The following is a 24,616-nucleotide window of genomic DNA, read 5'->3' as shown; positions in this document are numbered from 1 at the left end:
TGACTTTATGCCTGTTCCAAGACACCGATGTCCACCGGCATCGCGCGCAGACCGGGCGCGCCTGCACCATCATTGACCCGAAAATATCCCCGCCGGAGGCAAGAATCTTTTTCTAACCCGCCCCCAGAACCCGCCGCGCCAGATCGCGAGTCACATCGCGCCCCTCCGCCAGCGCCGCAGCGTCCAGCGTTGCAACAGCTGACTGCGCGCTTTGAAACGAACGCTCCGCGTGGCGCACCATCCAGTCAATCAGATTGGGCGCAACGCTCAACTGCCGATCCGCGAACAGTTTCACCAGAACGGCCGCGAACAGCGCGTCATCGGGCGGATCCAGCCGCGCCACCTGCGTGGCCTGCATCCGGCTGGCCAGATCGGGCAAACGCAATTGCCAGGCAGCGGGCGCGTTGCGGTCTGTCAGCAGCAGCGCGACCCCCTCAGCCAGTGCCAGATTGTGCAAATGAAACAATGCCCGCTCATCCTCCGCATGACCAGCCACGCCCGAGGCGTTTTCGACCACAATGGCCGGATTACCGGTCAGACCCGGAATATCCGCGTTCGCAAGTTCCTTGGCGCGGACGAATGCAGCACCGGATTCTGCCGCCCAGACGTGGCTCAGATGGGTCTTGCCAGCCCCCTCTGGCCCGACAAGCACCAGCTTGCCGCCCACCCAGTCGCGCCAGCCATCAATTGCCGCCACCGCCAGCGCATTGGACGGGGCCACGAAAAAAGCATCGCGCCCAAGGGCCGGGCGGGCAGGCAGATCAAAGCTGAGTTGCTGCGCCATGGATCAGTCGTCACGCTCGCCCGAGGTCGCGCCAAGCCCGGCATAGAGGCGGCTTTGCTTGTATTGCTCGATCGCGAACCGGGTCAGGACGCCCAGGGCTGCGGCCATCGGCACCGCGACCAGAAGACCGACAAATCCGAATACCGCCCCGAATGCCGACAAGGCGAAGATCAACCAGACGGGATGCAATCCGACACTGCCACCGACCAGTTTCGGGGTCAGCACGTTGCCCTCCAGCATCTGCCCGGCAACAAAGATCGCCGCCACTGCGCCGATCCAGACCCACTCTCCCCAGAACTGGAACAGCGCCATGCCGATGGCGACCCCACCGCCGACCACCGCGCCGACATAGGGGATGAACGACATCAGCCCGGCGGCAAACCCGATCACCAGGCCAAATTTCAGACCCACCAGCATCAGCCCGATGGCATAGAACGCCCCCAGGATCAGCATCACGGTGCCCTGCCCGCGAATGAACGCGGCCAGAGTGTTGTCCACTTCGCGCCCAAGCTGGCGGATCGTCGGGGCGTGATCGCGTGGCAGCAGCGCGTCGATCCGTGCGACCATCCGATCCCAATCCAGCAACAGATAGAAAGTTACCACCGGCACGATCACGAACAGCACCAGAACGTTGACGATGCCGCTAAGCGATCCGATGACACCGTTCAGAAGCTCTCCTCCTCGCTGGCGGATGGTTTCCCCGACCGAGGCCAGCGCCTCACGAACCGGGCCGCCTTCGTCCAGAAGGGTCGGAAACCGCTCGGCCAGGAAGGCCTGGAAGCTGGCGAACATCTGCGGCGCCGTTTCGAACAACTGGGTGATCTGGTTCACCAGCGTCGGGATCACCAGCAGGGCCAGCAGCGCGAACACCAGCACCGCAATCAGTGTTATCACGATGGTCGCGGCAAGCCGGGGCATTCCCATCCGCTCGAACCGGTCGGCGATGGGATCCAGACAATAGGCAATCGCCCCGCCCAGGATGAACGGCAGAATCACATCCCCCAGCCACCACAGGATGAAGAAGAACACTGCTGTCGCGATGCCCCAGTATTTCGCCTGATCCCTTACCGGCAATGCCATCGTCGCCTCCGCTTTTGTTGCGGGCACTCTGCCCCCGAGCGCGGGACAACCGCAAGGCCGCTGTGCTTGTCTGCCCCGACGCGATGTCCTATCCCGGCCCAAAGCCCAAGCCCGCAAAGGTCGAAGAACATGCGCCTGTCCAATTATTTCCTGCCCGTGATGAAGGAAACCCCGTCCGACGCGCAGATCGTCAGCCACCGCCTGATGCTGCGCGCAGGCATGATCAAGCAGGCCAGCGCGGGCATCTATTCCTGGCTGCCGCTGGGCTATCGCGTGCTTCGCAAGATCGAACAGATCGTCCATGATGAGCAGGCGCGCGCGGGCCACATTCCGATGCTGATGCCGACGATCCAATCGGCGGACCTGTGGCGCGAATCGGGCCGCTATGACGATTACGGCGAGGAAATGCTGCGGATCGAGGATCGCAGCGGTCGCGACATGCTGTATGGCCCGACCAATGAAGAACTGATCACCGATATCTTCCGCAGCCATGTCTCAAGCTACAAGGATTTGCCGCTGACGCTGTATCACATCCAGTGGAAATTCCGCGATGAGGTCCGCCCCCGATTCGGCGTCATGCGCGGGCGCGAATTCCTGATGAAAGACGGCTATAACTTTGATCTGACCAAGGAAGATGCGCTGCATGCCTATAATCGCCATCTGGTCAGCTATCTGCGCACGTTTGAGCGGATGGGCCTGCAGGCAATGCCAATGCGCGCCGATGGCGGGCCGATTGGCGGCGATTATACGCATGAATTCCTGGTCCTCGCCGATACCGGCGAGTCCGAGGTGTTCTATGACAGCGCCGTCACCGATCTGACCTTTGGTGACCGCGCCATCGACTATGACGACCACGCCCAATGCGCCGCAGTTCTGGACGAATTCACCAGCCGCTATGCGCGCACCGGCGAAACCCACGATGAAGCGCGCTATGCCGAGGTTCCCCAAGCCCGCCGCCGCAGCGCGCGCGGGATCGAGGTGGGGCAGATCTTCTATTTCGGCACGAAATACTCAGAGCCCATGGGCGCAACCGTTCAGGGCCCCGATGGCAAGCCGGTCCCGGTTCACATGGGCAGTCACGGCATCGGCGTGTCCCGTCTGGCCGGTGCGATTATCGAAGCCAGCCACGACGACAAAGGCATCATCTGGCCCGAAGAGGTCGCGCCGTTCAAAGTCGGAATCATCAACGTAAAACAGGGTGATGACGCCACCAATGCGGCCTGCGATGATCTTTATTCGCAGCTGACCAACGCCGGGGTCGAAGTGCTTTACGATGACCGCAAGGAACGCGCAGGCGGCAAATTTGCCACGATGGACCTGATCGGGCTGCCCTGGCGGGTGACCATCGGCCCGCGCGGATTGGAGAACGGCGTGGTTGAGCTGACCGAGCGGCGGAGCGGCGAAAGCGAGGAACTGTCGCTTGAAGCGGCGGTGAACAAGTTGACCGCGTGATGGTACGCGACGCGGGCGCGTCGTCGACAAGGTTACAGTTGGCCCGAAGTCTATGTTTGCTAATGCATCGCAAGCAGGGCGCGCGCCGGACCGGTGGGCTGGCGCTACACCATTGAGTTTGCATGATTTATTCATCAGGTTTGGCCGTCACCTCGCTTGGACGCGCCATGTTCAGACCAGCGCCTGACCGGCGGGACCGGTCCGGCGCGCGCCCTGCGCCTTGCGGCGCGCACCGGGCGCAGGGAAAGCTGCAAATGTCCGCTCCAAACCATCGCGAGCCAAGCCTAAGGCACGGCCGATCCATCGCGAATCTGGCCAATGACGCGAACAACCACTAAGTCGGGCGGGCGCTTATCAAAGGATCGCCGCTTGGCCCGCAACACCGCCCCGTTTTCCCGTTTCGAATGGATGATCGCCTGGCGCTATCTGCGTGCGCGGCGCGCCGAAGGCGGCGTCAGCGTGATGACATGGATCAGCCTGATCGGGATCACCCTGGCGGTCTTCGCGCTGATCGCAACATTGTCCGTCCGCTCGGGCTTTCGGGCCGAATTCGTCGATACCATCCTTGGCGCCAACGCCCATGTGACGATCTACAACGAAAGCACCGATCCGAACGCGACCAGCCGCACCGGCCCGATCGCCGAGTTTGACGCGCTGGCCGACCGGATCGCAGAGGTCCCCGGCGTCATTCGCGCAGCGCCCCTGATCAAAGGTCAGGTCATGGCCAATTCGCGCGAACGCAACGCAGGTGTGCAGGTTTTCGGCATCCGCCCCGAAGACCTTGCCACGATCCGCCGCGTTGCTGACCCGGAAACCGCCCAAGGCGACATCGCGCGGTTTCCCGAAGGGATCGCCCTGGGATCAGGCGTGGCGCGGGAACTGGGCGTCGGTCTGGGTGACCGGATCAAGATCATCAATCCGAACGGATCGCGCACGGCCTTCGGAACAACCCCGCGGATCAACGCCTATGAGGTCGTCTATATTTTCACGGCAGGCCGTTTCGACATCGACAAAGTCCGCGTCTATCTGCCCTTCGCCGAGGCGCAGACCTATTTTGACCGCGACGGGTTGGCGGACGAGATCGAAGTGATGGTGGACGACCCGGAGGGCGTGCGCTCCATGACTGCGGCCCTTCTTCAGGCTGGCGGTGACGGCACGTTGCTTTGGACCTGGCGCGATGCCTCGGGCGGGTTCCTGCGCGCACTGGACATCGAAGACAACGTGATGTTCGTGATCCTCTCGGTATTGGTGCTGATCGCGGCGATGAACATCGTTTCGGGCCTGATCATGCTGGTGAAAAACAAGGGGCGCGATATTGCCATTCTGCGTACCATCGGCCTGACCGAGGGCGCGGTGTTGCGCGTGTTCTTCATCTGCGGCGCCTTCACCGGCGTGATCGGCACGATGTTCGGTGTCATCCTCGGCTGCCTCTTCGCGATCTACATCGACCCGCTGTTTTCCCTCGTGAACTATGTCGCGGGCGGCGGCGTCTGGGATCCGTCTATCCGGGGCATCTATGCCCTGCCCGCCAAACTGCAGCCGGGCGACGTGCTGTCAGCCGTCGCCCTGTCATTGGGCCTGTCTTTCATCGTCACCATCTTCCCGGCGCGCCGCGCCGCGCGGATGAACCCGGTTGAGGCGCTGCGGTATGAGTGACGCGCTGACCCTTGAGGGGATCGAAAAGGCCTATAACCGGGGCCAGCCGAACGAGGTTTCGGTGCTGCGCGGTGCGTCGTTGACGCTGGCCGCGTGCGAGGTTGTGGCCCTTGTCGCGCCGTCGGGCGCTGGCAAGTCGACCCTGCTGCACATCGCCGGGCTGCTGGACACGGCGGATGCCGGTCGCGTTATTCTTGGCGGTACCGACATGACCGTGATGAGCGACAAACGCCGCACAATCGCACGGCGGCGGGAAGCTGGCTTCGTCTATCAGTTTCACCACCTGCTGCCCGAATTCTCGGCACTGGAAAACGTGGTTTTGCCGCAGTTGGCCAACGGCATCGCCCAATCCGATGCCGAAGCGCGCGCGCAGGAATTGCTGGCCCGGGTCGGCGTCGCAGACCGCGTCCGCCACCGCCCCGCTGCCCTAAGCGGAGGAGAGCAGCAGCGCGTCGCCTTCTGTCGCGCGCTGGCAAACGCGCCACGGGTTCTGCTGGCGGACGAGCCGACGGGCAACCTGGACCCCGAAACCTCGGACACGGTGTTCGCAACCCTGATGGACCTTGTACGCGACACCGGCCTTTCGGCCTTGATCGCAACGCATAACCTGGCGCTGGCAGATCGGATGGACCGGGTGGTGAAAATGGAAAACGGCGTGCTGAGCGACGGTTGAGAGTATCTTTCGTGCACAGCGATTTCTAATATGCCTGTAATCCGCACAAACGTCCGCACAACCTGGCCCGTCCTTGACATGGCGCGCACCATTCGAACAGAAACTCAGATAACCGAAATCGCACATGAGCAGGTGCCGCAAGCGTGATTTCACCGCCGCGCACAGCGTTGTTCATCCGCCGCTCAGTTCGACACGCGCCCCGCCCGGGTCGCTGCAGGCGCGCATGTTTTGATCCTCTGGAAGGTGGGAAATCTTGCGCGAATCCCGTTGAAAACGGGCGTTGCAGGGATGTGACTCACGGCGATGTTACCGGGGCCAAAGTACGAATTGCTTTGACGATTGACGCAACGGTACGCAAAAATCTGCCGACGCTGCCAGTTTGGAGAATCCCCCCCGTGTCCAAAAAAATCAAAGCTCTTTGCATTGCCCTATTGCTTAGCATGCCCGCCGCTGCTTCGGCCCAAACCATCGTTGCGCAGGTCGATATTTCCGACCAGCAGATGAAAGTCTATGTCGGCGGCAAGCTGCGCCACAAATGGCCGGTATCCACAGCACGTGCCGGCAAGGTGACGCCGCGCGGCGCATGGAAGGCCAAGTGGTTGTCGCCAAACCATAAATCCAGCCGCTACAACGGCGCGCCGATGCCGTGGTCGATCTTCTATTCCGGCAATTTCGCGGTACATGGAACGCCCCACATCAAGGGCCTTGGCCGCCCGGCAAGTGCGGGCTGCGTGCGCCTGCATCCCAACAATGCTGAGAAGCTGTTCAAGATGACCCAGAAGGTCGGCCTGAAGAACATGAAGGTGGTTGTGGTCAACTGACCGCGGCCAAGACATGGGCGGGAATCGCCGGTGTTTTGGCAGGGATCGGCCGGTTCGAAATCCGGCGGAATCCACGATGTAACCCCCATATGATCCGCATATGACGGACATACGACTTCGGGCGCGTCTGCGCGGGCGATCCCGGCGCAGGCGTTTGACCTGGATCAACGCCCACCCGTTTCCCTGTGATCAATCTGTGCCCGGGCAACCGAGTGAGGTACAGATGAAACTGGTCCAGATCGCAATTCTGACAGGCCTTCTTGGTGGCCCCGTTGCCGCGCAAGAGGCTGGCGACAACCTCGACGCTGGTCATGGGCTGTACTTCACGTTCTGTGCGACCTGCCACGGTGACGAGGCGAAAGGCGGCGGACCGATGGCTGACGTGTTGAAGGTTGAACCGCCCGATCTGACCGTGCTCAAAAGCGGCAATGATGGCGTCTTTCCAACCGCCCGCGTGGCGTTCCGCATCGACGGGCGCGACCCGATCCCGTCGCACGGCGGCCCGATGCCGCTGTTCGGGCAATTGTTCGAAGGGGACGCCGTGATGGTGGAAAGCGAAACCGGCCAGCCGATCCTGCTGGCGCGCGACATCGCAGACCTGATCGCCTGGCTGGAGAGCGTGCAGGAGTGAGCGGCGAAAAAGAAACTGTCCAGTGGACAGTTTCCGCCGCGAACGGGCGGAGCCCAAGGCGTAAGCCGCGAACGGGCGGAGCCCTGCGGCGGCAAGTGCAAACCTGCCGAACCCTACGGAGGCAAGCGCCATGTTTCAATTCCTGCTTGCCGCACCCGTTCCTCAAATCACCAAGGATCGCGCCCGGCCGAGGGGTGGGAGCATCGCTCCCGCCCCGTGGGGTCGGGCGGGCGCGATCCGGCCCTCGGGGGCCGGGGACTGGGTAGTGAGGGTCAAAGTTATCGGAAATAAGTGTGGGCGCGACGTCTCGTCTCTCTCAAGTGAACTGGCTTGGAGTTGCCCGGCACCGCCGGAGTCCAAGGTATGCAATTCACGAGCGCCCAGACGAGACGCCTCAAGATTTATTCGCGGGAGGGCGAAGTCCATTTCCACGGTCGGGGTCGCTCATGAGTTTGCACTACTGAGTTCCCGCGCGTTTCTGACCTATGTGCGAACCAACCTCCGGCAAGAAGTTGGCAACCATTCATCCGTTACCCATTTCAGCCCTCTTGGGCGCTCATACAGAATTGTCGTTCCGTATCTTCGAGCAAGGGACATTCAAAAGTTTGGTCAAAGGACCCTCCAGACTGCCCCGATGTATCGGGCTAATTTTAATCTAGGTGCGCTAGATGTGGTGTTCAAGGGGCGGCCACCCACTAAACATCCAACTCCTCCACAAACCGCGCGTTTTCCTGAATATACTGGAATCGCATCTCCGGCTTTTTCCCCATCAGACGCTCGACCAGATCGCCGGTCTCGCCCGGTTCATCCTCGTCAATTGTCACCCGGATCAGTTTCCGGCTGTCGGGGTCCATCGTGGTCTCTTTCAAATCCTTGGCGTCCATTTCCCCCAGGCCCTTGAAGCGGCTGACGTCGATCTTGCCTTTGCCGCCCAGGCCCGCCTCCAGCATCTGATCACGCTCGCCCTCATCCAGGCAATAGACGCGGCGCGCGCCTTGGGTCAGGCGGAATAGTGGCGGGCAGGCGAGGTAGAGGTGCCCGGTGTCGATCATCGGGCGCATCTGGGTGAAGAAGAACGTCATCAGAAGCGCCGCGATATGGGCGCCGTCGACGTCGGCGTCCGTCATGATGATCACCTTGTCATAGCGCAGGTCATCCACCCGGAACCTTGTGCCAAGGCCAACGCCCAGCGCTTGGCAGAGGTCGTTGATCTCGGCGTTCGCGCCCATCTTGGACGACGCCGCACCCAGCACGTTCAGGATCTTTCCGCGCAGCGGCAGCAGGGCCTGCGTCTTGCGGTTGCGCGCCATCTTGGCGCTGCCCCCGGCGCTGTCGCCTTCGACGATGAACAACTCGGTGCCTTCACGGTTGGTGGCTGAACAATCGACCAGCTTGCCGGGCAGGCGCAGTTTCTTGGTGGCGGATTTGCGGGCGGTTTCCTTTTCGGCGCGCCGCCGCAGGCGTTCTTCGGCGCGCAGCACTAGGAAGTCGAGGATCGCGCCCGCCGATTTCGTATCCGCCGCCAGCCAGTTGTCGAAATGGTCGCGCACCGCGCCTTCGACCATGCGCTGTGCTTCGACCGTGGCGAGGCGGTCTTTGGTCTGGCCGACGAATTCGGGTTCGCGGATGAAGCACGACACCAGCGCACAGCCGCCTGAGGTCATATCCTCGCGCGAGATGCTGGCCGCCTTGCGGTTCCCGGCCAGTTCGCCGTAGGCGCGGATGCCTTTCAGGATCGCGGCCCAGAACCCGGCCTCATGCGTGCCGCCTTCGGGGGTTGGGACCGTGTTGCAATAAGATTGGACGAAACCGTCGCGCGCGGGCGTCCAGTTCACCGCCCATTCGACGAAACCGGGGGCGTCGAATTTCTCGCGGAACTCGACCTTTCCGGCGAAAGGCTGGTCGGCATAGGTCGCCGCCGCGCCCAGTGTTTCGGTCAGATAGTCGGACAGGCCGCCGGGGAAGCGGAAGGATGCCTCGACCGGGGTGTCGCCATCGTCGATTTCCGATTTCCAGCGGATTTCGACGCCGGAGAACAGGTACGCCTTGGAGCGTGCCATTTTGAACAGGCGGGCGGGTTTGAGGGTCAGCGAACCGAAGATCTCGGCATCCGGGTGGAAGGTCACGGTGGTGCCGCGCCGGTTCGGGGCGGGGCCGACCTTGTCGACCGGGCCTTGCGGGATGCCGCGCGCAAACTCCTGCGCCCAAAGGGTGCGGTCGCGTGCTACTTCCACGCGCAATGTGTCGGACAGCGCATTGACGACCGAGACGCCGACGCCGTGCAGACCGCCGGAGGTTTCATAGGCGTCGCCCGAGAATTTGCCGCCTGCGTGGAGCGTGCACAGGATCACCTCCAGCGCGGATTTGTCGGGGAACTTGGGGTGCGGGTCGATCGGGATGCCGCGCCCGTTGTCGCGCACCGTGCAGGAGCCGTCGGCGTGGAGTTCCACCTCGATCCGGTTGGCGTGGCCTGCCACCGCCTCGTCCATGGCGTTGTCCAGAACCTCGGCCACAAGGTGGTGCAAGGCGCGTTCATCGGTGCCGCCGATATACATGCCGGGGCGCTTGCGTACCGGTTCCAGCCCTTCCAGGACTTCGATCGAGGTGGCGTCATAGGTCTGATCGGACGCGCCGGTCAGAAGGTCGTTGCTTGGCATGGCTGCTCGGGGCCTTATCCGTTGTTTTAGGCAGTATCGCAGGTTTCGCCCCTGTGCCGCAATGGTTGGATCGGCGCATTCTGATCGCCCGTCCAATTGGATCGACGGCGCGGCGGGGGCCTGTAGAGTGGGAGGCAGGACATCAAGGGTATTGCCATGACGGATGCGTTTGAAAGTTTTGATCTGGCCGCGTTCGAACGCGCGCGCGGTGCCCAGCGACGGGCGGCTGCAAAACAGCTGGATCGGATATGCCGAACGACCGGGTTTCTGATTCTGGCCGGGCATGGCGTTCCCGAGGCGGTGATCCGGGGCGTCCGGGATCAGGCCACGGCCTTCTTTGCCCAGCCTGCCGCAGCGAAACAGGCCCTGACGCCGGAACCCGGTGCGCCCTATGGGTACCTGGGTCCGGGGGCCGAGGCGCTGGCAAAGTCGCGTGGCGACGACACGCCGCCCGACCTGAAGGAAAGCTTCAATGGCGGGCCGTTGGCGGTTCCTGCCGGGCTGGACGACCCAGACGCGCTGGCCTTCTGCTTTGCGTCAACGCCCTGGCCGGACCTGCCCGGATTCCGCACCGCCTGGCAGGCGTATTACGCGGCGATGGAGGATCTTGCCGCGCGCATCATGGTCGCCTTCGCAGCGGCGCTGGACCTGCCCGAAGATCATTTCGCGCCGCTGATCGACGCGCCGATCAGTGCCATGCGGGCGCTGAACTATCCGGCCACGGGTCCAAGCGCTGAAGACGGTCAACAGCGCGCCGGGGCGCATACGGATTACGGCAGCCTGACGATCCTGGCCCCGCAACCCGGCAGTCGGGGCCTGGAGATTTTTGCGCCGTCGGGCGCATGGGTCCCTGTTCCCGTCCCCGAGGGGCGGTTCGTCATCAACATCGGCGACCTGATGGCCCATTGGACCAATGGGCGATGGGTTTCGACCCTGCACCGGGTGGTGCATGTGCCAGACCAGCCTGCGCGCCAAAGCCTGGCCTTCTTTCATCAGCCAAACTGGGACGCCTGGATCGCGCCGCTTGATGGAGCGGGCGGTGCCGCGCCGGTGCAGTCCGGCCCCTATCTGATGCAGAAATTCCGCGCCGCGACCCACTGAACCACAAGCCCACTTGCGGATCTTTAATTCCGGGCGTAGTGGGGCGGAATGTCGCAGGTCACACACTCCTGGCGGGCTCATTTCCGGGCCACGCTTGCCCTTGGGCTGCCCCTTGTCGGGGGGCAGGTGGCGCAGTTCGGCATTCACATGACCGACACCATCATGCTGGGCTGGTACAATATCGAGGCGCTGGCCGCGATGGTGCTGGCCAGTACGATGTTCTTTGTCCTTTATATTTTCGGGTCCGGCTTTGGCTGGGCGGTGATGCCGATGGTCGCTGCTGCCGACAGTGTCGGCGACGGGCAGGCCGCGCGGCGGGCAACGCGGATGGCGCTGTGGCTGTCGGCGCTGTTCGCGGCTGCCGTCATTCCGATCATGCTGATGGCGCGCCCGATACTGGAGGCGATGGGCCAGGACCCGGACGTCTCGGCCCAGGCGCAGCGTTACCTGCGCATCGCCGGCTGGGGCATGCTGGCACAGTTGCCCGTTGTGGCGTTCCGCAGCTATCTGTCGGCGCTGGACCGGGCGGGTATCGTCATGTGGGTCACGCTGGCAACGCTGGTGATGAACATATTACTGAACTACGCGCTGATCTTCGGCAATTGGGGCGCGCCCGAACTGGGCATTCGCGGGGCGGCCATCGCCTCGGTCACGGTGCAGTTCGTGACATTTGGCGCACTGCTGGTGATCTCGGCCCGTACACGGCCCGATCATCAGCTTCTGATCCGGTTCTGGAAGCCCGACTGGCGCGGCTTTGGCGAGGTGTTTCGCCTGGGCTGGCCCATCGGGCTGACCTCACTGGCCGAGGCGGGCTGTTCTCGGCCGCGTCGGTGATGATGGGGTGGCTGGGCACCAATGCGCTGGCGGCGCATGGCATCGCGCTGCAGATCGTGGCGACGATTTTCATGGTGCATATCGGGCTGTCGCAGGCAGCAACGGTGCGCGCCGGGCGCGCGCTTGGGCGGCGGGACGAGGCCGGTTTGCGCATGACCGGGATCGTGGCGATATCCATGTCTGCTGTCGTTGCGGCGATGACGGTGACGACGCTGATCCCCGAACCCCTGCTGAGCCTGTTTATCGACCCCGCCGATCCGGCGCGCGATGCGGTGGTGGCGATTGGTATTTCGCTGTTGGCAGCGGCAGCGGTGTTCCAACTGGTGGATGCCGCGCAGGTCATGGCGCTGGGCCTGCTGCGCGGCGTGCAGGACACCCGCGCGCCGATGATCATCGCGATCATCAGCTATTGGGTGGTGGGGCTGCCGGTCAGCTATGCGCTGGGGTTCCCACTGGGGCTTGGCGGGGTCGGTATCTGGCTGGGCCTGACCGTGGGTCTGGCGCTGGCCGCAGTACTGATGATGGCGCGGTTCTGGTTGCGCGCGGTTCGGATTGCGGTGGCTTAAGGCACCATCCTGAATATCTGAATCGCTGCGATAATGGCCTGCGCCCGGTGCGCGCCGCAGGCGCAGGGCGCGCGCCCTGCTAGGGGGCGGGGTGTTCATCTGTGGACCCTGGGGCAGATTGGCGGCCAAACAGCAGCCGCCTGCGGCCATCAACACCCATCGCCTTTTGCCAGCAATATCTGTTTCCAGATTGCCGTCTCATCGAACAGCGTCCATTCGCGCCGCAGCCCCCAGGGGCCGAATTCGGCGTGGGTGATCCCCATCACATAAACCTCAGCACCGCTTGGCGCGCTAAAAGCCCCGGGGCCATCGTGCGACCCTTGCAGGGACCAGCGCACGGCGGCGCGTGGGGGCATGCCCGGATCGTCGCGCCCGGTGGCATGTTCGATGCGGAACAGGGCTGACGGGAATGCGGCGCGCAAGCTCAACCAATGGCGATCCGCGGCACCATGGCCGTGGCCGTCCACATGGCCTGCGTAATGCACCTCGGCCGCGCGGTCCCACCCGGATGGGATCGCCGACATCTCGCCCGACATCACCCGTTCCAGCAGCCCCGCAAGCGTGGCCCCCAGCGGATGCCCGTCACCTGTCCCCCGATAGGGGCCGGGCAGGTCGATTGCTGGCGTGAACGGCGGAACACAGGCCCCCGGCCCGCCTTCGCGGGCGATCAGCGCGCGGGTCCACTCCTGCGGATCCTGTCCAAGCTGTCGGACAATCGCACCCTGATCGCGGACAAGCCATTCGTCTGCCACCTGATCCGCGCGACAAAAGCAGTCGGCCAAAATACGGTATGTCAGACGCTTGCCGGTCGGCGCACCATAGACGCCCGCGCCGCTGTGGGTCGCCGTACACAGCAACCGGTGCGAGCTGAGGAAGCAGCCTTCGTCCACCCCGCACCAAATCACATCCTCGCCCAGCAACGCGCGATCCGGGAATTCGGCCAGCGTTGCCAGCGTTGTCGCGATGATCCCCTGATTGCCTTTCACCACTGACGCGGGCGAACGCACGATCAGATCATCCGCATACCACTTCGTGAGGCCAGCGATCTGCCGCCCTTCCCAGATGTCATGGGTGATGCCAAGGACATAGTCTGCCTCGTCCCGCCAACGAGGATCGAACCCCGGACGGAACCCCATCAGCGCGCGCCGTAAAACAACCCGACGACGTGCTCAGCCTCGGCAAAGAACAACCAGCGGGCGGTCAGCACGCCCAGAACGTGGCTGATGATGGCCACTGCCGCGAATACATGGCCCGGCACGATGATCAGCACCGCAACCGGCACGACAACAGCCAGGATCAACGAGATCACGCGCAGCTGCGTCGCGCGTTTGCGCCCGATGACATAGACCATCTCGCGCGTCAGATAATTCGGCCCGGTGTGTGGGGATTCGAACGCGCGCACCTTGCCGCGCGGCCAAAGGCCGGTTGCGGTGCCGGTGTCCGACCCCGTCTCGGCCAGCGCCTTGTCGCCCATGTACCAGGCCAGCACCTGAACCACGCCGGCCAGCGCCAGCAGCGCAATCGCCGCCGAAATCTGCCCGGCCAGCAACGCTCCACCGCCCAGACCATAGGCAAAGAACAACGGCGGCGTGCTCCAGTGCCGCCAACGCGGCACGGTCTTCAACTGCCCATACATCATCGAGGTTGCGCCAATGGTGCCCAGACACAGCGCCGCACCGATCCAGCCCAGCGGAGCAATCCGTACCCCGAACAGCACCGCGGCTGTGCCATAGAGGCCCATGGTGATCAGCGCACCGCAAGCCAGCCATGCCTCACGGCTCAGCCAGCTTGACCGCCACTGGGTAAACGCCAGCAGCGCGCGTTCGGGATGCCCAAGATGGAAGGTCGAGGCGACAAGCCCGGCAACCGCCGCCGAAAAGGCCGTGCCAAAGGCGATAAAGCCAAGCCATCCGGTCACCACCGGTAGCCCCAGCCCAAGAAAGATCAGCAGCCCGAAGCCAATGCCCGAAAGTGTCGTGAAAACGATGATAGAGGGTGCCGGATGCATGTTACGTGCCTCCACCAGGCAGCTTGCCCAGCGTCCGGTCGATCCAGCCGAGGAAGCCATGTGCGTCGATGGCAACCGGTTCCAGCATCGGCGCCAGAACGTCAATCTCGACGTCCTTCTTTCGGGGCGGCAGGTACTTGTTGACCGGCTTGGTGCCTTGTTCTGGCATCAGATCGAAACCACGCCGATGCGCTACCAGTTCCGAAACCGCGCTGGTCGGATCGCCCAGATCGCCAAAATGGCGCGCGCCCGCCGGGCAGGTGCGCACGCAGGCAGGCTCCCGATCTTCGGGCTCCAGGTTTTCATTGTAAATCCGGTCCACACACAGAGTGCATTTTTTCATCACATTCTCGACCGGGTCCATTTCCCGCGCGCCGTAAGGGCAGGCCCAGGCACATAGACCGCAGCCGATGCAGGCATCCTCGTTCACCAGCACAATGCCATCTTCGGCCCGCTTGTAACTGGCGCCGGTGGGGCAGACGGTGACGCAGGGTGCATCTTCGCAATGCAGGCAGGATTTCGGGAAATGCACCAGCTGTGTGGGGCCTTCGTCGGGCTGCACCTCATAGGAATGCACCCGGTTCAAAAAGCTTCCGACCGGTTCGGCGCCATAGGGGTCTTCGTCGCCCAGCGGCGCGCCATAATTTTCGGTGTTCCAGCCCTTGCAGGCCACCACGCAGGCGTGACAGCCCACACAGGTGTCCAGATCAATGACAAGACCCAGCTTGACGTAGGATGGAGGCGGAAGCTGTGTCATCGCGCCCCCTTTCCATCATTGACCCCAAAATATCCCCGCCGGAGGCTCCGACGATGGCCGCCCGAACGGACGGTCGAGATTTGAACACCCATCACGCCGGCCCCCGCGGTTTGAATTTCGCCAGTTTCTCGGAAATTGTCGCCTGAACCTGCGCGCGGGTAAACGACCGCGCATCGCTTTCGCGGGCCAATTCATCCGGGCCCTTGCCAACCGGGCTGACCTGAGCGTTGAAGTTCGGCTTCACCTCATCGGGTGCGTCGGTCTTTTCCAGGCGGACCCGCAGGTCAAACCACGCTGCCTGCCCGGTGACCGGGTCCGAGTTGGCCCAACGCATGCCGTCGCCCTTGGGTGGCAGCAGTTCGTGAATCAGGTGGTTCAGCAGGAAGCCCTTCTTCGCCTCGGGCGCATCATCGTCCAGCGCCCAGGCGCCCTTGCGCTTGCCGATCGCGTTCCAGGTCCAGATCGTCTGATCGTTCAGCGCCGCCATATGGGCGACCGGCACGACAATCTCTCCATGCGGAGAGGTGACTTTTGCCCAGTCGCCATCCTCGAACCCGTTCGCCACCCAGACGGCGGTGGGGACATACATCGGGTTCACCCCGTGGATCTGGCGCAGCCAGGCGTTCTGACTGCCCCAGGAATGATACATCGCCATCGGGCGCTGGGTCAGCGCGTGCAGCGGGTATTCATCCATATCGGTATCGCCGAAGGGCGCGGACCAGATCGGCAGCGGATCCATCGCGGCGTGAACCCGGTCTTTCAGATGCGCAGGCGGCTGGCGGCTGCCCTGACCTTCGGCGGCCAGCTGGAACCGGCGCATTGGTTCGCACCACAGCGTGAACAGATAGGGCTGCGGCGCATCGAACAGACCCACCTCGACAGCCCAATCCTGATAGGCCTTGTTCCAGGGTTTGTAGTACAAAGCCTCGTCGGGAATATGGCTCATCCAGAAGCCGCCCGCGTCCTTGTAACGCTCGATCTGATTGGCATTGGGCGCGCCGCGCCCGCCCGATTTGCCGTCCTTGCCCCGCCACCCGGCCAGCGGGCCGATGCCGTCGCGACGCTCATGGCTGACCATATAGTCGGCGTAATCGCTGAACTTGGCGGTGCCATCTTCGGCCACGAACCCCGGCAGGCCAAGGCGGTGGCCAAGGTCCAGCAGCACGGACTGAAAGCCGCGCACGTTGCGGTCGGGATCAACGACGGGCCAGCGGATCGCATCTGCCGCCGCCTCAGCCTCCGATATCGGGCGGTCCAGCAGGCTGATGCAGTCGTGGCGTTCCAGATAGGTGGTGTCGGGCAGGACCAGATCGGCGAAGGCGACAGTCTCACTCGAATAGGCATCGGCGACGATCAGATGCGGGATGACATATTCGCCACCCTCATCCATCTCGGTCAGCATGCGCATCACGCCCGAGGTGTTCATCGACGAATTCCAGGCCATATTCGCCATGTAAAGGAACAGAGTGTCGATCTTGTACGGGTCGCCTGCATGGGCGTTCGAAATCACCATATGCATCAACCCGTGCGCGCTCATCGGGTGATCCCAGCTGAACGCCTTGTCGATGCGCAGGGGCGTTCCGTCGTCGTCAATCGCCAGATCGTCCGGCCCGTGGACAAACCCCAGATGCGGCCCGCCCAGCGGCTGACCGGGCACCGCGACGGCGTGGGGCTTGGGGTGTGCTGTCGCGGGCTTGGGATATGGCGGTTTGAAGCGGAACCCGCCCGGAACCTCGACGCTGCCAAGGATGATTTGCAGCAGATGCAGCGCGCGGCAGGTCTGGAAGCCGTTGGAATGGGCCGAGATTCCGCGCATGGCGTGGAACGCAACCGGACGCCCGATCATCTTGTCGTGTTTCTGGCCGCGGAAATCTGTCCAGGGCTGGGCAATCTCGATCGCCTGATCGAAGGCCACTTCGGCCAGTTCAGCAGCGATGCGGCGGATCCGGTTCGCATCCATCCCGATCACCGGGCCGACCACTTCCGGGGCATAGCTGTCGGACATATACCGGTCCGCCATTTTCGACATCACCGTGCGATAGGTGATACCTGCATGGCGCCAGCGCCCGGTCAGATCTGGAATGACGCCTTTCTGATCGAAGGGAACCCGCTGGTGCGTCTCACGGTCGATCACGACTTCCTTGCCATCCTCGTCCCGCAGGATCAGACCATATTCGTCCGAGCTGGCATCGTCGTTCACAAGGCAGGCCGCATTGGTGAAGTTCGCCAGATAGTCGAGGTCGATCTTCCCGGCCTTCATCAGGCAATGCACCAGGCTGAGGATGAACAGACCGTCTGTGCCCGGCGTGATGCCGATCCATTCGTCCGCCACGGCGTTATAGCCGGTGCGGATCGGGTTCACCCCGATGACCTTGGCACCACGTTCCTTCAGCCGCCCCAGCCCGATCTTGATCGGGTTGCTGTCGTGATCTTCGGCGACGCCAAAGATCATAAACAGCTTGGTGTTTTCCCAATCGGGCTGACCAAACTCCCAAAACGCGCCGCCCATCGTATAGATACCGGCAGCGGCCATGTTGACCGAGCAGAAGCCACCGTGGGCGGCATAATTCGGCGTCCCGAAGGCCTGGGCCCACCAGCTGGTGAAGCTTTGGCTTTGATCGCGGCCGGTAAAGAATGCCAGCTTTTCGGGGGCCGTTTCGCGCAGCGGTTCCATCCAGCTTTTGGCAAGTTCCAGCGCCTCGTCCCAGCTGATCTCGGCAAATTGGCCTGATCCGCGTGGGCCGACGCGTTTCATCGGTGCCTTCAGGCGTGCGGGCGACAGGTGCTGCATGATCCCGGCGCTGCCCTTGGCACACAACACACCCCGGTTCACCGGGTGATCGCGGTTGCCTTCGATATAGGCAACCTCGCCCCCCTTCATATGCACGTTGATGCCACAACGGCAGGCGCACATGTAGCAGGTCGTCTGGCGCACTTCGTCCGAGACTTTGGGCGAAGTGTCCACTTTGGGTTGTTGATGCTTTGTCATGCCAGACCGTGCTTTTTTCCACCGCGCACTAAATAGCGATTCCCGCCCCGGTGCGACCAGTTTTTTCCGATCTGAGGCCCAATTGAGGGACGTATGTTCGCCGACCGGTTCAAAAAGCCGTCCTCACCAGACCAAAGGCCGCAAGTCCGATCAACAGGGTCAGGCTGAACGGGCGATACCAGGGCTTGAACCGGGGGATGAACATCCGGCTGCCAATGAACACGCCGATTGAGGAGGGGACGGCAAGGACCAGCCCCCGGATCGCAGCCGTTTCGGTCATGACACCATAGAGCAAGAGGAAAACGATCGACATGAGCGAGCTGATGAACAAAAACAGCACCAGACTTGCGCGCATAACGCGCACGGGCGCGTTCCGTGACAGCACAAACAGCGCAATGACCATTCCCGCAAGCGAGGCGATGCCCGTCGCGATGCCCACTAAAGCGTTTCGTCTTGAACCTGAATCGCGAGGGATTCCCTTGAGACCTGATCTGTGATTCATCCTGTTTGGGAGGATGGATCATGTCAGCACCTTTGCCATCTGCGCTTCGGATACGGTTTCAGAGATACATTGAAGAAGGGTTGAGCGGGCGCGCGGCGGCGTTGCGGTTGAAGCTGTCGCCTGCCACAGGCGCGCGGTGGGCGCGTCAGGTGAGGATGAAGGGTCATGCGGAACCTGCCCGGCAGGGACCGCCGCGCGACAAGGGAAAGCTGGCTCCGCATCGGGAATTCTTTGAGGAGTTGATCGCACAAGACCCTGACATCACGCTCTTTGAGTTGCGTAATGCGCTGGCCGATGCAGAGGGTGTGCGGGTGCATCACTCCTCCATCGCCAACCTTCTGTCCCGGCTCGGCTTCACGTACAAAAAAAGTCGCTGGTCGCCACCGAGCGCCGCCGCGCCAAGGTAAGGCAGCAACGGGCCGACTGGTTCAGATACCGCTCGCCAGCCATTGCGACCTTTCCTGAGCGCGTTGTCTTTATTGACGAAACCGCAGTGAAGACAAACCTCACGCGCCTACGCGGCAGAGCCAAGCGCGGTAAGCGCCTGACGATGGATGCGCCCTTCGGAAGCTGGGGAACCCAAACCTTGATCGCGGGCCTGACCCAAGGCGCGCTGATCGCACCTTGGGTCATCAAGGGAGCGATAGATGGCCCCGCCTTCGCGGCCTACATCCGCGAAGTGCTGGTCCCCGAGATCAACCCCGGCACTGTCGTCATTCTCGACAACCTGGCAACCCACCGGAATAAGGAGGCGACGCAGGCTTTACGCAATCACGGCTGCTGGTTCCTTTACCTGCCACCGTACTCGCCCGACCTGAATCCCATCGAGCAGGCCTTCTCTAAACTGAAAGCCCATTTGCGACGGATCGGGGCCAGGTCCTTTACCCAGGTCTTCGAAGCAATCGGAGCAATCTGCGATCTCTACGACCCAGTAGAATGCTGGAACTACTTTAAGGCCGCCGGATATGTCTCAGGTTAATGTCGAAACGCTTTAGCAGCCCGGTCAGCCAGGTGCCCTGGGTTGAGGCAAGAAACGACAATCGGATACGCGCCAGTTGCAGTCCAGCCAGCGTCAAAATCAATGTCAAAGCGATGAATTTTGAGGTTTCGACCGGCAGCGAGGTTGTCAGCCACAGCCCAACCGGGATTCCCACGGCGGATCCCACGAACAAGGTCAGAACCATCCGGCGGTCTGCCTCGGCAGTGCCGCGGCGCAGCAGCATTAATGACGCGACCATATCGAGAACCCAGCAGATCGGGATCAACTCGATTGGCGCAAGAATTGTCACCGCACTGGCCATCACGAGGGCGCTAAGGGCGAATCCGGAAAAGCCGCGCACCAGCCCGGCGGCAAAACAGATGCCCGCCAAAATCATCAGCGTCGGTGCCGAAAACCCGGTTGCAGCCGATTGTGTTGAAAAACTCCGAAATCAGAGCGTCGCGGATTTCTTGCGAAAACCTATGAAGCGAAATAGTCGGAAAGCTTTGACCACGAGACAGCGCATGGCTGCGCGTGAGCGCATGTAGGCGATTTGGGCCGACCCCCGCGCCAAAAATTTAGGATCGGGCTGCATGGAAAGAAAAATCATCGTTCAGGCCCTAAAACGGAGTTTTTCAACACAATCAGCCAGCAGCGTTTCGATCATGGCGCGCTGACGATGGCGGCCAGCGCAGCCGAGGCAAGCCGCGCCGCGGGCGGGTCGGCCCGGCTGGTCAGCAGGATCGGCACTTTGGCCCCCATCACGATACCGCCCGCACAGCCACCCGACAGGTAGACCAGCGCCTTGAACAGCACGTTGCCGGATACGATGTCCGGCACGATCACCGCATCGGCCATTCCCGCAACGGGATGGCCGCTCAGCCCTTTCGTGGCCACCGCGTCAGGCGACAGGATCAGGTCCAGCGCCAGCGGCCCGGCCACATCCGCCCCGGCAACCTCGGTCGCGGCCCAGGTGGCCAGCTCTTCGCCCTCGACCGAGCTTGGGACCGAGGGGATGACCGATTCCGTCGCTGACAGGATCGCGATCTTCGGACGGCCGTTGCCAAGCCGGGTCAGCAGGTCGACGCAGCCAAGGATGGCGGATTTGCGTGTTTCGATATTCGGCGCGACATTGACCGCCGCGTCCGAGACCAGGATCGGGCGTCCGCCATAGGGGTGGGTGATGTGAAAGATGTGAAACAGCCGCTGATCGGTCCTGAGGCCCGCATCGCGCTGCAACGCCGCCTTCATGAAAGCATCGGTGTGCAACTGCCCCTTCATCAGAACATCCGCCTTGCCCGCGCCACACAGGTGGGCGGCAACCTCGGCGGCCTGATCCTCTCCGGTGGTGTTGTGCAGTGCGTAGGCTGAGATGTCCCAGTTCAGCGCCTGCGCCTCGGCATGGATATCTGGCGCCTCGCCAACAAAGACGGGGATCATGATGCCCGCCTCTGTCGCCTCTTGCGCGGCCTGCATCGGCAGGGGCGATCCGGCGCGGGCGATGGCAACGCGGGGCGTCGGAAGCGCCGCAGCGCGCGCGATCAGGTCCGGCGGACAGACCGGCGCGCGTTGGCAAAGAAATGGGGCGTTCTGGTCCATCGAAGCAGACCCTAGCATGTCGGGCGGGCCATAACCGCCGGTATTATTCCCGGCCCGCCGAGTGGCGGGCCGGGGTCGTCACAAATGCTCAGGCGACCTTCTGCGGGCGCATGTCGTCCTTGGAAATCCCGGCCACGGCGACCGGCTTTTTCATCGCGTCGCGGCGGAAAGGCTCACCCAGTTCCTGGTTGATCATCGCTTCGATGATCGTCGTGGTCCCGGCCTTCTGATCCTTGATCGCCTGATCCAGCGCATCGGTCAGCTCGTCCATGGTGCGCGCCACGACGCCTTTCAGGCCACAGGCCTTTGCGATCCCGGCGTAGGAGACCTGCTCATCCAGTTCGGTGCCGACGAAATTGTCGTCATACCACAGCGTGGAGTTCCGCTTTTCCGCGCCCCACTGGTAGTTACGGAACACGATCTGGGTGATCGCGGGCCATTCGCCACGGCCAATCGCGGTCAGCTCGGTCACGGCAATCCCGAAGGCGCCATCGCCCGAGAAGCCAACGACCGGCGTGTCCGGGCAGCCGATCTTGGCGCCGACCACGGCAGGAAGGCCATAGCCACAGGGGCCGAACAGGCCGGGGGCCAGGTATTTGCGGCTTTCCTCGAACGTCGGATAGGCGTTGCCGATGGCGCAGTTGTTGCCGATGTCGGACGAAATGATCGCCTCTTTCGGCAGGGCCGCCTGAATGGCGCGCCATGCCATGCGGGGGCTCATCCAGTCGGGCTTGGCGCCGCGGGCACGTTCGTTCCAAGTGGTGCCGGGATCGTCGTCTTCGTGGTCCATGCTGGACAGTTGCTGCGCCCAGGCCGATTTGGTCTGCGCGATGGTGTTCTTGCGCGCCTCACGGTCCGCATCGCCTGCTGTATCCGACAGTTTTTCCAACAGCGAGGTTGCGACCTTCTTGGCGTCGCCGATGATCCCCACGGTGACCTTCTTGGTCAGACCGATCCGATCCGGGTTGATATCGACCTGGATGATCTTGGCGTTCGTGGGCCAGTAGTCGAGGCCATAGCCCGGCAGGGTCGAGAACGGGTTCAGCCGGGTGCCCAGCGCCAGAACGACGTCGGCTTTCTGGATCAGCTCCATCCCCGCCTTGTTGCCGTTATAGCCAAGCGGGCCGGCGAACAGCGGGTGCGAACCGGGGAAGGCATCATTGTGCTGATAACCAACGCAAACCGGCGCATCCAGACGCTCTGCCAGGTCTTTGGAGGCCGGGATCGCACCGGCCAGCACCACGCCAGCGCCGTTCAAGATTACCGGGAACTTTGCGTTCGACAGCAGCGCGGCGGCTTCGTCCAGTGCTGCTTCGCCGCCGCCGGGGCGTTCGAATTCAACCATGGCGGGCAGGTCGATGTCGATCACCTGGGTCCAGAAATCGCGCGGCATGTTGATCTGCGCAGGCGCACTGGCGCGTTTGGCGTTCAGGATCACGCGGTTCAGCACCTCGGCAACGCGCGACGCGTCACGCACTTCTTCCTGATAGGCGACGCAGTCGGCGAACATGTTCATCTGTTCGATTTCCTGGAAACCGCCCTGACCAATGGTCTTGTTGGCGGCCTGCGGCGTGACCAGCAGCAGCGGCGTGTGGTTCCAATAAGCGGTTTTGACGGCGGTGACGAAGTTCGCGATGCCGGGGCCGTTCTGCGCGATCATCATGCTCATCTTGCCGGTCGCGCGGGTGTAACCATCCGCCATCATCCCGCCGGAACCTTCATGGGCGCAGTCCCAGAACTTGATGCCAGCAGCGGGGAAATTGTCCGAAATTGGCATGAACGCCGACCCGATGATGCCAAAGGCATGTTCGATCCCATGCATCTGCAGGGTTTTTACAAAGGCTTCTTCAGTCGTCATTTTCATCGGGAGGGCTCCGGTTTCAGATGCAGTCAGGTCAGGCCGCGCATAAATGGCCCGAGAATCGTGCAGACTATAGGGCCAGTGAACACGTCATAATAGGTCCAGATAGTCACAGCGCATAGAGCCAATATTGAGAATTTTGGTCTCAATTATTGATTAATGAGCGCCTTTGCGATCAAACCGACACCCTCTGCAATCCGTTCTTCCGGGATCGAGGAATAGGCCAGCCGATAATAGTTCGCCGGGGCGTCCCGGCTTTCAAAGAACGGACGGCCGGGTTCGATCAACACGCTGTCGCCCCTGAGGCTGCGCGCCAGTTCGTCCGTGTCGACCCCATCGGGCGCGCGCATCCAGAAGGATGACCCGCCGGTCATGCGCGGGTCCGCCATGGTCAGGGCGTTGTCGCGAATCGCCGCCTCCATCACCTTGCGGCGGCTGGAATAGGCGCGGCCCATCCGGCGGATCAGCGCGTCGTAGTGCCCCAGTGACAAAAAATGCGCCGCCGTGCGCTGAATAACGCCCGGTGGATGGCGCAGCACGGTGGCGCGCAGGGCGCGGGCCTCGGCGATAAACGCCGGAGAGCCGACGAGGTATCCAAGCCGCAGCCCCGGAAACAGCGACTTCGAGAACGAGCCGACATAGATCACCCGCCCATCCCGATCCAGCGATTTCAGCGCCGGAGAGGTCGCATCCTGGAACGCTATCTCAAATTCATAGTCATCTTCGACAATCAGGAAATCCTGCGCCTTTGCCCGCTTCAGCAAGGCACGACGGCGGTTCATCGGCATTGTCGCGGTGGTCGGGCACTGGTGACTGGGGGTGGCGAATACCACGTTGGTTCCGGGCGGAATCGCCTCGGGCAGGAGGCCTCCGGCGTCCACGGGTACGGGCGCAAGGTGGCAACGGGACTGGTTCAGGATTTCGCGCAACGATGGATAGCAGGGATCCTCAAAAGCCGCTGTGCGCCGCTGGGTCAGCAGCACCTGCGCGGTCAGCCACAGCGCGTTCTGCGCGCCCAGCGTGATCAGCACTTCGTCCGCATCCGCCGCGATGCCGCGGCGTGGCAGCGTATGTCGCAGAATGAATTCGACCAGGCGCGGGTCGTCGGCGTCATTGTAATCCACCGTCATCGCATCGAAATCGCGCTGGCCCAGTGCCCGCAGAGCCGATTGCCGCCAACTGGCGTGATCGAACAGCGCCTCATCCGCCTGACCATAGATGAACGGGTATCTATAGCGGCGCCAGTCGGTGGGTTTTTCAACCCGCGCCGCACCGGAAAACCGCTGACCGATGGCGCGGTTCCAATCCACGGTTTCGCGGCTTTGTGCGGCGGTGAACTCGGTCGGGCGCGGTGCATTCTCGGAGACATAGTAACCTGATCGCCCGCGCGAGGCGATGTAATCGTCGCTCAGCAATTCGGCATAGGCCAGCGTTACGGTAATCCGGCTGACACCAAGATGGCGGGCAAGCGCGCGGGACGACGGCAGGCGTTCTCCGGCGCGAAAACGGCCTGACAGGATCGCCTCGGCCACGCGTTCCTGAATGCGTGATTGCAGGGTTCCGTCAGCCTCGGGGTCGAGGATGATCATTTCGGCGGGAATCGTCATTCTGGACTTATCCAGACACTGGAACTGGATGTAAAGGAAAGCGGTCCGCAGGCGTAGGG

Annotated in this window: 19 protein-coding genes and 2 pseudogenes; 9 read left to right on the top strand and 12 right to left on the bottom strand. The window is 62.8% G+C overall.

The genetic code is table 11. The features are described from left to right. Positions 1-112: 112 nt before the first annotated feature. Both GKR99_08880 and GKR99_08875 read right to left on the bottom strand, forming a co-directional pair. Positions 113-784, bottom strand: coding sequence for a chromosomal replication initiator DnaA (locus GKR99_08880; GenBank protein NKB27647.1), 672 nt, complete (start codon positions 782-784; stop codon positions 113-115). Between the two features lie 3 nt (positions 785-787). Continuing rightward, on the bottom strand, positions 788-1,864 hold the full coding sequence (locus GKR99_08875; GenBank protein NKB27646.1) for an AI-2E family transporter: 1,077 nt from the start codon (positions 1,862-1,864) through the stop codon (positions 788-790). 129 nt (positions 1,865-1,993) lie between these two features. On the opposite strand from GKR99_08875, the gene GKR99_08870 reads away from it, so the two are divergent. From GKR99_08870 to GKR99_08850, 5 genes are all read left to right on the top strand, one after another. Continuing rightward, a complete protein-coding gene (locus GKR99_08870) occupies positions 1,994-3,316 on the top strand; it encodes a proline--tRNA ligase (protein ID NKB27645.1) in 1,323 nt (440 codons plus the stop codon). 408 nt (positions 3,317-3,724) lie between these two features. Then, on the top strand, positions 3,725-4,972 hold the full coding sequence (locus GKR99_08865) for a lipoprotein-releasing ABC transporter permease subunit (protein NKB27644.1): 1,248 nt from the start codon (positions 3,725-3,727) through the stop codon (positions 4,970-4,972). Beyond that, a complete protein-coding gene (locus GKR99_08860) occupies positions 4,965-5,645 on the top strand; it encodes an ATP-binding cassette domain-containing protein (GenBank protein ID NKB27643.1) in 681 nt (226 codons plus the stop codon). The genes GKR99_08865 and GKR99_08860 overlap by 8 nt, the downstream gene beginning before the upstream one ends. Before the next feature lie 440 nt (positions 5,646-6,085). After that, a complete protein-coding gene (locus GKR99_08855; protein ID NKB27642.1) occupies positions 6,086-6,466 on the top strand; it encodes a L,D-transpeptidase family protein in 381 nt (126 codons plus the stop codon). A 223-nt stretch (positions 6,467-6,689) separates the two neighbouring features. After that, positions 6,690-7,097 (top strand): c-type cytochrome, encoded by a 408-nt coding sequence (locus GKR99_08850; protein ID NKB27641.1) that lies wholly within the window; start codon positions 6,690-6,692, stop codon positions 7,095-7,097. A 695-nt stretch (positions 7,098-7,792) separates the two neighbouring features. On the opposite strand, the gene parE is transcribed toward GKR99_08850, so the two are convergent. Further along, complete coding sequence (gene parE, locus GKR99_08845) at positions 7,793-9,754, bottom strand: DNA topoisomerase IV subunit B (GenBank protein NKB27640.1); 1,962 nt, start codon at positions 9,752-9,754, stop codon at positions 7,793-7,795. A gap of 156 nt (positions 9,755-9,910) precedes the next feature. On the opposite strand from parE, the gene GKR99_08840 reads away from it, so the two are divergent. Both GKR99_08840 and GKR99_08835 read left to right on the top strand, forming a co-directional pair. After that, positions 9,911-10,855 carry an isopenicillin N synthase family oxygenase gene (locus GKR99_08840; GenBank protein NKB27639.1) on the top strand — a complete coding sequence of 315 codons (945 nt, stop codon included), beginning with the start codon at positions 9,911-9,913 and terminating at the stop codon, positions 10,853-10,855. 48 nt (positions 10,856-10,903) lie between these two features. Then, positions 10,904-12,255, top strand: a pseudogene (locus GKR99_08835) (MATE family efflux transporter). Positions 12,256-12,404: 149 nt separating this feature from the next. Here the strand turns inward: GKR99_08835 and GKR99_08830 are convergent. The 5 genes from GKR99_08830 to GKR99_08810 form a co-directional block, all read right to left on the bottom strand. Further along, positions 12,405-13,391: a nuclear transport factor 2 family protein gene (locus GKR99_08830; protein NKB27638.1), complete on the bottom strand. Its 987-nt coding sequence runs from the start codon at positions 13,389-13,391 to the stop codon at positions 12,405-12,407. Then, a complete protein-coding gene (locus tag GKR99_08825; GenBank protein ID NKB27637.1) occupies positions 13,391-14,263 on the bottom strand; it encodes a dibenzothiophene desulfurase in 873 nt (290 codons plus the stop codon). The genes GKR99_08830 and GKR99_08825 overlap by 1 nt, the downstream gene beginning before the upstream one ends. A 1-nt stretch (position 14,264) precedes the next feature. After that, on the bottom strand, positions 14,265-15,020 hold the full coding sequence (locus GKR99_08820) for a 4Fe-4S dicluster domain-containing protein (GenBank protein ID NKB27636.1): 756 nt from the start codon (positions 15,018-15,020) through the stop codon (positions 14,265-14,267). A 91-nt stretch (positions 15,021-15,111) separates the two neighbouring features. Beyond that, positions 15,112-18,009, bottom strand: coding sequence for a molybdopterin-dependent oxidoreductase (locus GKR99_08815; protein ID NKB27635.1), 2,898 nt, complete (start codon positions 18,007-18,009; stop codon positions 15,112-15,114). Between the two features lie 109 nt (positions 18,010-18,118). Continuing rightward, positions 18,119-18,448, bottom strand: a complete 330-nt coding sequence (locus GKR99_08810; protein NKB27634.1) for a hypothetical protein — start codon at positions 18,446-18,448, stop codon at positions 18,119-18,121. An 83-nt stretch (positions 18,449-18,531) separates the two neighbouring features. On the opposite strand from GKR99_08810, the pseudogene GKR99_08805 reads away from it, so the two are divergent. After that, positions 18,532-19,490 (top strand): annotated as a pseudogene (locus GKR99_08805) (IS630 family transposase). On the opposite strand, the gene GKR99_08800 reads toward GKR99_08805, so the two are convergent. Then, positions 19,462-19,887, bottom strand: coding sequence for a hypothetical protein (locus GKR99_08800; protein NKB27633.1), 426 nt, complete (start codon positions 19,885-19,887; stop codon positions 19,462-19,464). The pseudogene GKR99_08805 and the gene GKR99_08800 sit on opposite strands and share 29 nt — an antisense overlap. On the opposite strand from GKR99_08800, the gene GKR99_08795 reads away from it, so the two are divergent. After that, on the top strand, positions 19,871-20,038 hold the full coding sequence (locus GKR99_08795; GenBank protein NKB27632.1) for a hypothetical protein: 168 nt from the start codon (positions 19,871-19,873) through the stop codon (positions 20,036-20,038). The genes GKR99_08800 and GKR99_08795 overlap by 17 nt on opposite strands. Before the next feature lie 115 nt (positions 20,039-20,153). Here GKR99_08795 and GKR99_08790 read toward each other — a convergent pair whose 3' ends face one another. From GKR99_08790 to GKR99_08780, 3 genes are all read right to left on the bottom strand, one after another. Next, positions 20,154-21,089 (bottom strand): phosphate acetyltransferase, encoded by a 936-nt coding sequence (locus GKR99_08790; GenBank protein ID NKB27631.1) that lies wholly within the window; start codon positions 21,087-21,089, stop codon positions 20,154-20,156. Positions 21,090-21,177: 88 nt separating this feature from the next. Continuing rightward, on the bottom strand, positions 21,178-22,953 hold the full coding sequence (gene xsc / locus GKR99_08785) for a sulfoacetaldehyde acetyltransferase (protein NKB27630.1): 1,776 nt from the start codon (positions 22,951-22,953) through the stop codon (positions 21,178-21,180). 146 nt (positions 22,954-23,099) lie between these two features. Beyond that, entirely contained in the window at positions 23,100-24,557 is a 1,458-nt protein-coding gene (locus GKR99_08780; protein NKB27629.1) for an aminotransferase class I/II-fold pyridoxal phosphate-dependent enzyme, read from the bottom strand. Positions 24,558-24,616: the final 59 nt, after the last annotated feature.

The organism is Paracoccaceae bacterium (assembly GCA_012103375.1).
Lineage (GTDB): Bacteria > Pseudomonadota > Alphaproteobacteria > Rhodobacterales > Rhodobacteraceae > WLWX01.
The sequence above is the reverse complement of the archived record's forward strand: the minus strand, read 5'-3'. Positions and strand labels throughout refer to the sequence as shown.

What these genes read in the sequence shown, in the direction of transcription:
- GKR99_08880 (NKB27647.1), bottom strand. Translation starts at nt 784, where the DNA reads ATGGCGCAGCAACTCAGCTTTGATCTGCCTGCCCGCCCGGCCCTTGGG.
- GKR99_08875 (NKB27646.1), bottom strand. Translation starts at nt 1,864, where the DNA reads ATGGCATTGCCGGTAAGGGATCAGGCGAAATACTGGGGCATCGCGACA.
- GKR99_08870 (NKB27645.1), top strand. Translation starts at nt 1,994, where the DNA reads ATGCGCCTGTCCAATTATTTCCTGCCCGTGATGAAGGAAACCCCGTCC.
- GKR99_08865 (NKB27644.1), top strand. Translation starts at nt 3,725, where the DNA reads ATGATCGCCTGGCGCTATCTGCGTGCGCGGCGCGCCGAAGGCGGCGTC.
- GKR99_08860 (NKB27643.1), top strand. Translation starts at nt 4,965, where the DNA reads ATGAGTGACGCGCTGACCCTTGAGGGGATCGAAAAGGCCTATAACCGG.
- GKR99_08855 (NKB27642.1), top strand. Translation starts at nt 6,086, where the DNA reads ATGCCCGCCGCTGCTTCGGCCCAAACCATCGTTGCGCAGGTCGATATT.
- GKR99_08850 (NKB27641.1), top strand. Translation starts at nt 6,690, where the DNA reads ATGAAACTGGTCCAGATCGCAATTCTGACAGGCCTTCTTGGTGGCCCC.
- parE (NKB27640.1), bottom strand. Translation starts at nt 9,754, where the DNA reads ATGCCAAGCAACGACCTTCTGACCGGCGCGTCCGATCAGACCTATGAC.
- GKR99_08840 (NKB27639.1), top strand. Translation starts at nt 9,911, where the DNA reads ATGACGGATGCGTTTGAAAGTTTTGATCTGGCCGCGTTCGAACGCGCG.
- GKR99_08830 (NKB27638.1), bottom strand. Translation starts at nt 13,391, where the DNA reads ATGGGGTTCCGTCCGGGGTTCGATCCTCGTTGGCGGGACGAGGCAGAC.
- GKR99_08825 (NKB27637.1), bottom strand. Translation starts at nt 14,263, where the DNA reads ATGCATCCGGCACCCTCTATCATCGTTTTCACGACACTTTCGGGCATT.
- GKR99_08820 (NKB27636.1), bottom strand. Translation starts at nt 15,020, where the DNA reads ATGACACAGCTTCCGCCTCCATCCTACGTCAAGCTGGGTCTTGTCATT.
- GKR99_08815 (NKB27635.1), bottom strand. Translation starts at nt 18,009, where the DNA reads ATGACAAAGCATCAACAACCCAAAGTGGACACTTCGCCCAAAGTCTCG.
- GKR99_08795 (NKB27632.1), top strand. Translation starts at nt 19,871, where the DNA reads ATGCCCGCCAAAATCATCAGCGTCGGTGCCGAAAACCCGGTTGCAGCC.
- GKR99_08800 (NKB27633.1), bottom strand. Translation starts at nt 19,887, where the DNA reads ATGATTTTGGCGGGCATCTGTTTTGCCGCCGGGCTGGTGCGCGGCTTT.
- GKR99_08790 (NKB27631.1), bottom strand. Translation starts at nt 21,089, where the DNA reads ATGGACCAGAACGCCCCATTTCTTTGCCAACGCGCGCCGGTCTGTCCG.
- xsc (NKB27630.1), bottom strand. Translation starts at nt 22,953, where the DNA reads ATGAAAATGACGACTGAAGAAGCCTTTGTAAAAACCCTGCAGATGCAT.
- GKR99_08780 (NKB27629.1), bottom strand. Translation starts at nt 24,557, where the DNA reads ATGACGATTCCCGCCGAAATGATCATCCTCGACCCCGAGGCTGACGGA.